This is a genomic window from Mycobacterium sp. NGS27, assembly GCF_059813005.1.
The window spans coordinates 634912-647316 of the sequence record NZ_JCALDT010000002.1 but is presented as its reverse complement, the minus strand read 5'-3'; the positions used below and the strand labels follow the sequence as shown (position 1 = coordinate 647316).

General features: G+C 67.3%; 7 protein-coding genes. 2 read left to right on the top strand and 5 right to left on the bottom strand.

All coding sequences use genetic code 11. The annotated features are described in order from the left end of the window. Nucleotides 1–100 precede the first annotated feature (100 nt). Both AC5Y30_RS07650 and AC5Y30_RS07645 read left to right on the top strand, forming a co-directional pair. A complete protein-coding gene (locus AC5Y30_RS07650; RefSeq protein ID WP_499917467.1) occupies nucleotides 101–481 on the top strand; it encodes a hypothetical protein in 381 nt (126 codons plus the stop codon). Continuing rightward, nucleotides 474–3329: an MMPL/RND family transporter gene (locus AC5Y30_RS07645; RefSeq protein ID WP_499917466.1), complete on the top strand. Its 2856-nt coding sequence runs from the start codon at nucleotides 474–476 to the stop codon at nucleotides 3327–3329. The genes AC5Y30_RS07650 and AC5Y30_RS07645 overlap by 8 nt, the downstream gene beginning before the upstream one ends. On the opposite strand, the gene eccCa is transcribed toward AC5Y30_RS07645, so the two are convergent. From eccCa to AC5Y30_RS07620, 5 genes are all read right to left on the bottom strand, one after another. Continuing rightward, nucleotides 3310–7524 carry a type VII secretion protein EccCa gene (eccCa, locus tag AC5Y30_RS07640; RefSeq protein WP_499917465.1) on the bottom strand — a complete coding sequence of 1405 codons (4215 nt, stop codon included), beginning with the start codon at nucleotides 7522–7524 and terminating at the stop codon, nucleotides 3310–3312. The genes AC5Y30_RS07645 and eccCa overlap by 20 nt on opposite strands. Before the next feature lie 3 nt (nucleotides 7525–7527). Next, entirely contained in the window at nucleotides 7528–9015 is a 1488-nt protein-coding gene (eccB, locus tag AC5Y30_RS07635; protein WP_499917464.1) for a type VII secretion protein EccB, read from the bottom strand. A gap of 2 nt (nucleotides 9016–9017) precedes the next feature. Beyond that, a complete protein-coding gene (locus tag AC5Y30_RS07630; protein WP_499917677.1) occupies nucleotides 9018–9854 on the bottom strand; it encodes a transglycosylase SLT domain-containing protein in 837 nt (278 codons plus the stop codon). Between the two features lie 289 nt (nucleotides 9855–10143). Then, a complete protein-coding gene (locus AC5Y30_RS07625) occupies nucleotides 10144–10989 on the bottom strand; it encodes a hypothetical protein (protein ID WP_499917676.1) in 846 nt (281 codons plus the stop codon). A 182-nt stretch (nucleotides 10990–11171) separates the two neighbouring features. Further along, on the bottom strand, nucleotides 11172–11819 hold the full coding sequence (locus AC5Y30_RS07620) for a DUF5631 domain-containing protein (protein ID WP_499917463.1): 648 nt from the start codon (nucleotides 11817–11819) through the stop codon (nucleotides 11172–11174). Between the last annotated feature and the right edge of the window lie 586 nt (nucleotides 11820–12405).

The window sequence follows — 12405 nt, the reverse complement described above, 5'->3', positions numbered from 1 at the left end:
ATCCTCCTGCGGGCGGCACCCGCCTCCGCCCGTGGTAGGAGACAAAGACTGCACTTCGGCACGACGCGCCGCGGGCCGCTGCTTTCCTAGCGTTTCAGTCATGACATGGACACTGCTGCACGACCGCATGGCCTTCATGGCCGAGGTGATACGCGCCGCCGAGACGGACCCCGAGGCGGCACTTGCGTTGATCGACAACTCATCCGAGGTGTCCGAGCTGTTCGGCGACCAGGAGGGCTTGATGCTCTCGCTCGGCCAACGCTGGATCACCATGCTGGTGGCCAAGCTGGATCAGGCCGCCTACGAGGGCGCGCCTGCCGAACAGGTGCGTGCCGATCTCGAGGCCGCCCATGCCGGGCTGCACGCGTTGGTGAAGATCGGCACTCGTCGCTCGCTGCGCGTGCGCTCGCTTACGCGCGGTGAGCACGTGGCCGTCGGCTTGTTCGGCGGGCCCAACGGTGATCGGCAGACCGTTGCATGACCGAATGGGCAGCCTTGCGCGATTGACCAGCCGGTACGCGGTCCTTATCGTCGGCCTCTGGGTGCTGGCGGCGGGAATCGCCAATGTGGCGGTGCCACAACTTGAGCGGGTGGTGGACTCCCATGCCCGGTCCTTCATGCCGCCCAGCGCGCCGAGCGCGACGGCCGCCGCCCGGGCCGCACAGTTGTTCAACCAGACGCCCAGCAACAACTTCGTTTACGTTGTGCTGGAACGCGATCAGCGGCTGACGCCGCAGGATCGCCAGTTCTACGACGCGCTGACGACGGCGTTGGGCTCGGATCAGCGCCACGTGTATGCGGTGACAGACCTGTGGTCGCAGCCGGCCACGGCCGCGGGCGCGCAGAGTTCGGACGGCAAGGCCGTCAGCGTGATGGTCCGGCTGGCCGGCATGCTCGGCACCGCGCAGGCGCGCGATTCGATCAACGCCGTGCGCGGGACCGTCCATAAGCTGTCACCGCCTACCGGTCTGGCAGTCCATGTCACGGGCCCCGGAGCCACGATCGTCGACGAATTCTCCGCGATCGATCGGCAGATGCTCGGGATCACCGCCGCCACCATCGGCCTCATCCTGCTGTTGCTGCTGGTGGTCTATCGATCACCCGTCGCGGCGGCGATCCCGCTGATCTCGGTCGGACTTGCCCTGGCGCTGGCCCGCGCCGTCGTCGCGGCGCTCGGTCAATCCAATGTGGTTGAGGTGTCGCTGTTTTCCGTGGCGCTCATGGCGGCCATGACGCTGGGAGCCGGAACCGACTATGCGATCTTCCTGGTCGGCCGCTACCACGAAGGCCGGCGCCGCGGCGTGGCTCCGGCCCAGGCGCTGACGCAGGCCTACCGGTCCATCGCGCCCGTGGTGATCGGATCGGCGCTCACCGTGTCGGTGGCGCTGGCGTGCCTGGTCTTCGCGAAGGTGGGCTCTTTCCGCAGCGCAGGATTGCCCTGCGCCATCGGCATTCTGGCGACAATGGTCGCGGCGCTGACCTTGACGCCCGCGCTGATGAGCCTGGCGATACGGCGCGCGTATCTCGAGCCGCGGCCGTCGAAAACCGCGCGGCGCTGGCGCCGGGTCGGAACGGCCGTCGCCCGCTGGCCCGGCCCGATCCTGGTCACCGCGCTGGCGTTGACCCTGCTGGTCGCGCTGCCGTTGGTGAGCATGCGGGTCGGCTTCAACGAACCCGCGGCCACGCCGTCGGCCACCGACTCCAACCGTGGCTATGCCAGCGCCGACCGGCATTTCGCGGCCAACGCGCTGCTGCCCGACGTCATCGCCGTCCAGGCCGACCACGACCTGCGCAACCCGGCCGGGCTGATCGCCATCGAACGGATCACCCGCCACGTCATGGCCGTACCGGGTGTGCGTGCAGTGCAGTCCGCCAGCCGTCCCGACGGCAAGGTGCCCGAACAGGCGACGTTGACCTATCAGGCCGGTGTGCTCGGTCGTCAGTTCGGTGACACCATGGATTCGCTGACCCAGCGGCTCAAGCGGGTTTCCGAGCTGGACAGCGCGCTGGCGCGGACCCAAGCCGCGGTCGACGGGTTGGGCAACGGATTGCGCGGTGGCAGCGCCGGATTGGCCGACATGTCCGGCGCCGCGCAAGACATGCGGGCCGGGATGGACGGACTGCAGAGCAATGTCACGACGGTATCGGGTTACCTTGACCCGCTGCGGGACTTCGTCGAGCGCACTCCCGACTGCGCCACCAATCCGATTTGCTCAACGGTGGACCGTGTCCTCCAGCCCGTCGATAGCCTGGTGCAGACGTCTACCCGGCTGGGCTCGGGCGCGGCGAAACTCACCAGCGGGTCGAGCACGGCCGCCGCCGCGATGGCCACCCTGCCGCAGAGCGTGGCGTCGATGAAAGACGCCCTGGGGCAAGCCCGTTCGGCCACCCGCGACTTGCTGAGTCTGTCCGATACGCTCGGTCCGCAACTGCGCCAGTTGACCGATTACATGAACGAGATCGCGACGCAGTTCCAGGGCAGCGCGGCAGGGGACTTCTACATGCCGCAGCGGGCGTTGACCGACCCGCGCTACACCACGGCGCTTAGCCACCTCATCTCCGAAAACGGGCGTGCGGCTTACCTGCTGGTGTACGGCGACGGGTCGGAGTGGGGCGCCGACGGTGCCAAACGGGCGGGGCAGGTGCGCGCCGCCATCGACGAGGCCACCAAGGAGGGCACCCTCACCCCGACCGAGATCGACCTGGCTGGAGTGGGCCCGGTGACCGCCGACCTACAGCGCTTCGTGGCCGGCGACACCGAGCTGTTGGTCGGTGCCGCGCTGGTCCTCATCTTCCTCATCGTCACCGCGATGTTGCGCAGCCCCGTCGCTGGACTGGTCGTCGTCGGGACCGTCGTCACTTCATACGCTTCGGCCATCGGTGCCAGCGTGCTGATTTGGCAGCACCTGCTTCATCATGACTTGCACTGGGCCGTCGCGCCGATCGCCTTCATCGCGCTGATCGCCGTCGGCGCGGATTACAACCTGCTGCTCGCGTTGCGCATCAAACAGGAAGCGGCGGCGGGCCTGAAGACCGGCATCATCCGCGCGTTTGGCGGTACCGGAGGGGTGGTCACGATTGCCGGCGTCATCTTCGGGCTGACCATGCTGGCGCTGCTGAGTAGCAGCGTGCTCAGCATCGCCCAGATCGGTACGACGATCGCGGTCGGATTGTTACTGGACACGCTGGTGGTGCGAGCGTTCATCGTGCCGTCGATCATGGCGCTGTTGGGCCGGTGGTTCTGGTGGCCGAGTCCGCTCCCCCGCCGCACCGTCGCGCCATCGGCGAAAACGCCTGAGCCGCAACTGGTTACTGCTGGGGCGGTATGACAGATGAGGGCAGTCCGACCAGTACGCCTTCGACGTCTCCGTCGACGCTGACCAGCAGGCCGCGCCCCGGCGGCAGTGTCTGGGCCCGGACGTTGCGGTTGATCCGGTTCTGCGGGTCGTTGTCCATATAGAGCTGCGCCACCTTCGCCGAGTTCTGGAAACGCATCCACGGATCCATCTGCAGCGTCGCCCAGTTCGCGCTGTTGCGCGTGGTGAAGACGTGTAATCCGATCTGCCGCGCACGCTCCATCAGCTTCCACAGCGCGGCGCCCACCGGAGGTTTGGGCGGGTAACTTTGGTCCGGACGCAAGTCCTGAATGTCGTCGATCAGGACGAAGTGCCGCGGGCCCTCCCACGGTTTGAGTGCGCGTAACTCCTCCTGGCTCAGGCCTTTCGGAGGCAGCCGGGGCAGCAGGACCTGCTGTGCGAGCGCGGTGATCACCTCGTCGATCTCGTCCTGGTCGTAGGCGTAGGCGCTGACGTAGCCGGGCCCGTGCAGGTCGCGCAGACCGTGCGGTGCGGTCTTGGGGTCGATCAGCGTCAGCTGCGCTTCCTCGGGGCTGAATCGGTTCATGATCGCCTCGCCAATGGCGACCAGCGACATGGTTTTTCCGCACCCTTGCCGTCCCAAAATCATCAATCCGGGGCTCTCGCGCAGCTTGATGGGCACCGGCCCCAGCTCGTGACGTTCACCGATGGCGAACGCGAGCGAGAGGTCCTCGCCGCTGGGGTGTGCGGCCTCGTACTCCAGAATCGCCTTCAGTGCCACCCGCTGAGGCAGACGCTGCAGGGTGGCGTGCTTGGTGACTCCGGCGACCTCCGCGATGCGGGCCCCGACGTCGACGATGCTCACCACCACGCCGGTGTTCGGATCGGTCAGGGCCGGAACACCCACCCGCAGTTCGTGCAGGCTGTCGGTCAGGCCGAAGCCGGGCCGGTTCAGCGTCCGCCGCGCCGCGTCGCGTGACTCCAGCGACGAGTGCCCCATCTGACTCTCGCTGGGGTCGGCCAACCGCAATTGGATTCGTGCCGTGGCGTTTTGCAGCAGGCTCTGCCGCTGGCCGTGAATCCACCCACCGGCGCTGCACATCACGTGCACGCCGTATTCGGGGCCGCGGCTGCTCAGCGAGATGATGCGGTCGCCCAGCACAGTGTCTTTCGAGTACAGGTCGTCGTAGTCATCGACCACCACGAAGACATCTCCGAACGGGTCGTTGGCGTCGGTGCCGCCCAATCCGTCACTGCCCGGCGCGAAGCGGCGTTCCCGGAAGCCGTCGAGGTCGATCTTGAGGCGTCGGAACGAGTCCTCGCGGGCGTCGATCAACGCGTCCATGCTGCTCAAAATGCGCTCGATGCCCTCAGCGTCCTTCGGCGAGACGATGTCGGTGACATGGGGCAGCGAGGCGGCCTGGGCCAGGGTCGCGCCGCCGATGCAGAAGAACGTCACCCGCGACGGGCTGTACATGGTTGCGGCCGAGCACATCAGCGTCATCAGCGTGGTGGTTTTGCCGCGCTGCTTGGCGCCCACCACGATCACGTTGCTGCGCAACGCGTCCACCGCATGGACAATCTGCTTCGACTCTTCGGGGATGTCCATGACGCCGACCGGGAACATCAGCCCCGCGTTGCGCCCGTAGTCGACGTGCCAGGGCTTGCCGCGGTATCCCGCGACCAGGGCGTCGATGGACTCGGGCTCCTCGAGCGGCTCCAGCCACGGCCGGCGCGGTGAGCGGTGCGGCACCTCGTGCAGCGACTCCCGCAGCACGTCGACGATCTTCTTCCGTTTGAAACCGTCGTCGTAGTAGAGGAATTCGTCGGGTTCGGCGTCGACGGCCGCGGCCGCCTCCAGCGCGGTGGCATCGGAGGCGTCCAGCGGCTGGAACTGCCAGTTGTACAGCCGCGGCTTGGTCAGCGTCATGTCGACGGTGGTGGCGACCTCCTTGGCCTTCGGCACCACGAACGGGGCGGAGAGATAGAAGCAGCGGAACGGTTCGAGATCACGCGGCCCCACCTTGAGCAGACCGAAGCCGTTTTCCTTCGACGGCAGGTGGTAGGCGGCGTCCGAGCCGATCACCTCGCGGCTGTCGTCACCGGACTCGGCGCGCAGCGCGATGCGGAACGCGATGTTGGACTTGACCTTTTGCAGCGACGACAGGTCCAGCCGCTGCCCACCCAGCATGAAGAAAACGTTCGCGCCGCGGCCCTCCTGGCCGATGTGGATGATGAGATTGATCCACTTCTCGTGATTGGCGAACAGCTCCAGATATTCGTCGACGATGACGAGCAGGACCGGCACCGGGGGCAGATCGCGCCCGGCAAGCCGGATCTCTTCATAGTCGTTGGCGTCGCGGGCGCCCACCGACGTGAACAGCTCGTAGCGTTGCTTGATCTCGCCGTCGATGACCCTGCGCATTCGCTCGGCCAAATGCCGTTCGTCCTTGCCGAGGTTCGACAGCGCGGCCACCACATGGGGAATGCCCAGAATATCCTGGGCTGCCGATTCGAACTTCATGTCGACGAAGATGACGTTGAACGTCTCCGGGGAGTGGGTCAGCGCGATGCCGTAGACCAACGACAAGAAGAACTCTGACTTCCCCGAGCCACTGGTACCGATGACCACGGAGTGGAACCCGAAGCCGCCGAAGTCTTTGGCGCGGATGGTGATGTTCTGCAGCTCGCCGTTGGGTTTGGCGCCGACGGGCACCTCGCACCAACGCTCGTCGCCGCGTCCCCGCCGCTCGGCCCACAGCCGGTCGACGTCGAGGTCTCGGGGGTCGCTAATGCCCAGGGCCCGCAGGAGTTCGGTTGCGCCGCTGACAGAGTCGGCGATCTCGCTACGGCTGGTCGGCGACCAGCGGGCCATCGCCCGCGCGTACCGGTAGGCGCGGTGCACGGACAGTTGGTCGGCGTGGGCGAAGAACTTGTTGCGCACCCGCAGCAGCGGCGCCGGGCGGTCGTCTTCGCCGTCGGCGTCGGAGCCGTTGCGGTGCAGGGCTACTTCGCCGTTGACCGATCCGTTGGGTGAGCTGTGCCGTTCGCTGAGGTCGAAAACCTGGTCATTGGCGAAGCCGACGCCGGTGCCGATGCGTGAGGCGATGCGCAGCAACGTGATTCCCGCTTTGCCGACCTGCCCGACGACGCTCTCCCACGCGTCGGGGCTGCCGGTGTTGTCGTCGATGATCACCAGGTGCGGGCCGAGATCGACCGTGTCGCTGCCGGTTTCCAGGGCCGAGCCCATCGCGGTGGGGCTGGCCGCGGCCAGCGGCGTCCAGGCGCCGCGCTTGCCCTTCATGTGCAGCTCAGCACCTAGGGTCTCTTCGAGTTCCTCGGGCGTGGCGAAGATCAGGCGCCGAAACCCGCACGCGTCGAACAGTTCGTCGTGCAGGTTGTGCGGCAGCCAGACGATCCACGACCACACCTCGGGGTTGCGGGTTACCACCAACAACTTGACGTCGCGCGGGTTGTGGAACACCGCCAGGGAGCACAGCACCGAGCGCATCAGCGACCGCAGCCGGTCGAGATCCTCGCCGACGAAGCTGAATCCGGGCGCCGAGCGCAGGTTGACCACCTTGGCGATGTCGCGAATCTTGCGCTGCTCCAGGATGAAATCGCGAAGTGCCTGCCCGGTGACGGGTTCGAGCTCCTCATCGGAGGCGATGTCGGGCCAGGTCACCGAAAGCACCGAGTCCGGCGCGTGCTGCACGCCCGTGCCGAGCCGCACCTCCAGGAAGTCGGCGTCGCCGCGCCCGCGCTCCCACATCCGGGGGCCGCCGATGATGGCGCCGAGCCCGCGCGGATCGGAGTGCACGGAGTTCTGCCATTCGCGTTGCGCACACACCGCGGTCTGGATCTCGTCGCGGTTGCCGTCGAGGTCACGCAGATAGCGGCGACGACCCTTTTCCATTTCGCCCCAGGTGATCTTGCGGGCACGACCGAAGCGGCCGGAGAACGCCAGCATGCTGAAGGCGCCGATCCCCATCAGGGGGAAGAAGCCGGTGGTCAGGCTGCGCACGCCCGAGACGTAGAGCATGACGATGGTGCCGATGAGCGCGACGATCAGCGCGGGCACCCCGATCATCACCCAGATGTTGCGCGGCTCGCGTTCTGGCAGCGCGATAGGCGCGCTGGGCGCTACCCGCACGGGTTTCGGCGGCTCGATCTTGACGCGGTTGATGGGGAACGCTTTCTTGGACATTCTCTAGCCTCCCGGCTTCGCCGATGTCGTCACCACAGCCACCTTGCCGAGCGCCGGGACGGTGTCCCGCGCCAAAAGCGCTGCCTCCCTTGACAACGCCGGGCCAGCGGCGAAGGTCCGCAGCAGCGGCCAGGGGGCCTGGACCGCCGATCCCGGATCGAGCCCGAGCGCGCGCAACGTCGTGTCGTCATTGGTGATGCCGAACCGCACCCCGTTGTCGGAGACCCAGAACAACGATTCGCGGGAATCGGAGGTGACCACGCCGCTGGTCGACGTGACGAAGTTGGCCGCGCCCGGCAACACCAGCACCTGGTTGGCGACCACCGAGGCCGGGTCGCGGTCGTCACGCACCAGGTGAACGATGCGGTTGTCCAGGTACGACGGTGTGGGAAGTCCGCGCCCGTTGTAGACGACAACGCGCGCCTGCGGATCCGTCGAGCCCTTCTCCCATCCGACACAGGTGGTCGGATCGGCGGCGGTGTCAATGAAATTCAGGCGCTTGGTCGGGTAGTAGTCCACCGCGAGCGAGGACACCTCGGGGATGTTGACCAAAACGTCGGGAGCCACGACGCGGGGCGCCGTGGAGCCGTACGAGTTGGCGCTGCGCAACAGGTCGGCGACGAAACTGGTGATCTTCTGCACTCCGTCGGGCAACAGGACGTAGAACTGCTTGCCGCCGCTGGCGGTCTGGGCCTGCAGCACCGCGCCGACCTGTGAGCCCGACACCCACGTCGAGGGCGTGCCCGCCAGGGGCACCGCGGGCACACCGAGCGGTTCGGTCGCCGGCAACGCGTCGTGGAGGGCCCGCGAAATCTCCACCGGCAGAGTCACTCCCGGGTCCAGACCCAGGCTCAGCGTGACCGCCCTGTTCGACGGATCGATCTGCGAGCGCTTTCCGCCCCAGATCACATAGGTATTGCCCTCGAACGTGACCAACACCCCGGCGTCATCACTGAGCGGTGTGGCGCGGTCGAAGCCCTCGAGCTGCCCGGCGATCGAAGTCACCAGCGGCCGCTCGGAGCTGCGCGGTCGGCCCGCCGTGTCGCACACCGCCCACGCCGACGTCGCCCCCCGATGAACCGGCATGGCCGCCGGCGCACCCGGGATACCGACCAGCGGCCCGGTCGGATACTTCGCTATCTCAGCCGGTTTCACCCATGTCGGCTGATTCGCCGTGCCAGTGGCCAGCCGCGCGGACGTCAAATTCAGCACCGGATACAGCCGCCCGTCGATCCTGGCGTAGAGCGCCCCGGAATCGCGGTCGCCGATGATCGCGGAATCACCCACGATGCCAGTCGGTTTCAGAACATTCAGCAGCAGCATCCAGCCCGACGCGATGGCCACCAGAAGTACTGACAACACCAGCGCGGCCGTCTGCTTGCGGTCGTCGTGTTTCATGCGCACCGAGAAACGGGTGGTCGCCGCGCGCAGCCGCCGGTTGTAGAACAGGTGCCCGGAGTTCTGGTCGCGGTTAGACAAACTCAGCGGCATGCTCAGTACCCCTTGGGTGCTCGGAGAGGATCGGCCTGCTGAATCCGATCAGCCAAATTCGCGGCGTCCACTGCCACCCCGTAGCGGCCCATCGCATAGTTGATGAACGCACACGCCTGCGCTACGAGATTGTGGATGTCGCGCGAGGTCCCCGGCTGGTGATACGCCGCGAAGGTCGGCGCGATGAATTGCCAGGCGCCCTTACTCGGTGTGCCCCGGGCCGCGTTGGAATCCCAGTCGTTAACCGCGTTGGCGTTGTAGTTGGATTCGCGGCGGGCCACCAGATCCATGCCGCGTTCCCAGCGAGCGCGCGCCGCCGGGTCGTGAATGCCCTTGATGTCCAAGGCTTTACGGATGGCCGCCAACACGGCCGGGCGTCCGCTGGCCTGGCTGTGGTGCATCGACCGCCCCCCAAGGTAGTGCAAGCGTCGCAGTCTGCGCGCGAGCAGCTTCGCCCGCCGGCGCGATCCGGCGACGTGGCGATGTTGGGTCCGCAGCCGCGCCACCATACGGCCTTCTGCCTCGCGTCGACCCATCGGTGTATCGGCGGCCGGTGTCGTGTCGGTTAAGGCGGCATCGAGCACCGTTCGCGTCGCAGCGTGGCTGTGCGTGTGATCGACCCGCGCCGCGGTGATGATCTGCCCCAGCATCCGGTCCGCATGGGCCGACCGTGTCAACCGCTTTCTTGAGGTATCCGACCGAGTAGCTGCCGCGCTGGGCAGCCTAGCGGTGCGATGCGTGAGCGCCGCGGCGCGGGCCTGTGCATCGTCGATGCCGTGGTCGGTGGTGAAGCCCGCGAACAGATTGTGGGCGCGAGACAACGCCGTGACCGCTTGCATTTTCAGAGGATCGGTCACCGACTTCCCCGCCGTGATTCACCTGTGCGCCCTCTTGACGCCGCATCCTTGCCGGACACTTCGCGCTAGTACTCCCACACACTCCTGGCCGCGCATTGCGCGGTCGCTGCAGACGTACCAATAGTGCACGTATCGACAGTTCTGCTGTCAATAACGGGCAACCCAACTTGGTGCGTGCGTTGGGATCGGCCGACCGCGATTACGTAGCGACCTTACTGCTGGGCAACCCCTCCGACCAGTCACCTTGCGGTGGGCTGGGATGTTTCCCCGGCTATTCCTTTGGCTCGTCCTCGGACGGCATGATCACGATCCGGCGGTTGGGCCTATTGGTGACGACGGTCGGCTTTGCCTCGCCGGATTTGTTGCCCGGGGCGTTCGGCGGAATCGTCAAGCGGCCCTTGATCGGCTGGCCGTTGGGCACGCCGGGCGCCATCACCCGCTTCTCGACCGGGCTGTCTTTCTTGCCGCCTTCGCCGCCGGCGCCCATCGCGCCCGGTGGCATCATCGGCATGCCGGTCATGCCGGATTGCCCGGGCATGGCGGGCATGCCACCGGTCGGCGGCATCATCGGCGCCTTGGCGCCCGCGGGTGTGGTTGGCGGGGACGACGTCGGCACCGGCGGTGGCCCCAGCGAGCTGGCCGGCGTGGTGCCGCCGCCCCCGAGGCCTCCACCGCCGCCGCCTAAGCCCGAGCCACCGCCCAGGCCGGAGCCACCGCCGCTGCCGACGTTGTCGACCAGATGCGCGCTGTCGGCAAGACCCGCGCCGTGGGCGCCCTGCATTGCGCTCATCAGCGGCTGAAGGGCACTCTGACCAGCCTGCATCGCCTGTTGGGGCAGCTGCGTCATCGGGCCCATGATGCCTCCGATCGCGCCACCGATGGCACCGGTCACGCTCTGCAGCATCTGCTGGACCATTTGCATGTCCTGCTGGCTATTTGCCTCGTTGGCCGGGAACTTGGCCTCCGCATCGGCGGCGTGGGCGCGGCGATCCGCGTCTGCCGCGGCTGCGTCCGCAGCGTCTTTGGGGACGCCGGCGTTTCCGGCTCCGCCTAAAACCCCCTGCCAACCGTCGGCGAATGAGGTGCCTCCGGGCGGAAGCGGACCGGCACCCGGCAGGTGCACAGGGACTGGATCAACCGTCGAGCCGGGTGTGAATTTTGTTTTCGGGTCGCCGCCCACAACTCACCTCCACCCCATTCGCAGATCCCACAAGTGCTTGAGCCGCTCACCACGGCACCCTTATGTCGCACTATTTTGTCACAGCGCCGCTAAATCGGTATTCAGGTCGTAAATCGGCTCTAGTGACTCCGACGACTGATCGCGTCAAACCACGCCAAATGATAGTTCGCGAGGTACTCGTGGCCATCGATCAGCGCCTCAATGGCCGCCAAGAGCATCCAATCTCCCACCACTGCTGGGTCGTGATTCGGATAGGCCGCGAGCACCGAATGCTGGATTGCTGCGGCGCATTCGCGCAACATCCCGCTTTCGCTGTCCAGAACACCGGTTTTCCGCACTGCCGGCGCCGCGACGGCCTGGGCGATACGTGGCAAGCCGTCCCGGCGGCGCACGGCATCAACCAGGGTTGGCCCCAGCTCTTCGACTTGGGGCGCAGCCGACCGGGCTGGCCGGTCACCGCTGAGCGCGGGCTCGTCGGGACCCGGCTCGCCGACGTAGGTGTTGGCGTGGTGGGCAGCCGCGACCGTGACGGCGCCCAGCAAATCCACGACATTGGCATCATGACGCCGCGCCGTGGGTTCGAGCAGGGTCACGTGCGCGGGCAACCGGACGTGGGGTGGAATCCAACCGCCGGCGAGGTCAGTAACCAGCAGCGTCGTGGTGCCGTCGTCCCGCAGTCCCGCCGCCCACGACAGCCGCGGCTCCTGGCGCGCGACCGCGTCGACCAGCCGCTGTAACCGCTGCTGCTCGGCCGTCCTTGCGGACACGGTGCCAGCGGTCGCGCCCGTCGCCGCTGAAGCTGCCGATGCGCCAACCATCGTGGATGACCCCGCGCCGGCCGGGCCTGCGGCCGCCCCGGAGGCCGTCCGTTCCACAGGAGACATAAGTGGTCCGCCTGCCCCGCCCGCAGAGGGGGATGATGCTGGCGAAGACGCTACCGGCGCACCCGACACGGGACCGGAGGGCGCAGAAGGCACCGACGGGGGCGCCACCACTGGCGGGCGTAGGTCGGAACCGTAGGCGGGCAGCGAACCAGTGGGAATGGACGAGGTGCCGCCGAGGGTCGGTGCGGGCGACGACCATGAGCTGGCGGTCATTACGGGCGCAACTGGTGTGCCTCCTCCGGTGGCTACTGGCGCGGGTGCCGGCGGCGGTGGCGCGTCGACCGGTGTGCCCGTTGGGATGAATGCTCCCGCACTGGGCACGGTCGGTGTCACCGACGGTGCCGCCGGAGGAGTTTGAGGCCCGCCAGCCTCCATCGCTTGGAGCGGCCCCGCCGTAAACGCTTGCCCGCCAGGCCCTGTCGACTGGCCGGTCGCTAAGCCGGATGTGAAGGCTTGTCCTATTCCGGGT

What these genes read in the sequence shown, in the direction of transcription:
- eccCa (WP_499917465.1), bottom strand. Translation starts at nt 7,524, where the DNA reads ATGTCCAAGAAAGCGTTCCCCATCAACCGCGTCAAGATCGAGCCGCCG.
- eccB (WP_499917464.1), bottom strand. Translation starts at nt 9,015, where the DNA reads ATGCCGCTGAGTTTGTCTAACCGCGACCAGAACTCCGGGCACCTGTTC.
- AC5Y30_RS07630 (WP_499917677.1), bottom strand. Translation starts at nt 9,854, where the DNA reads ATGCAAGCGGTCACGGCGTTGTCTCGCGCCCACAATCTGTTCGCGGGC.
- AC5Y30_RS07650 (WP_499917467.1), top strand. Translation starts at nt 101, where the DNA reads ATGACATGGACACTGCTGCACGACCGCATGGCCTTCATGGCCGAGGTG.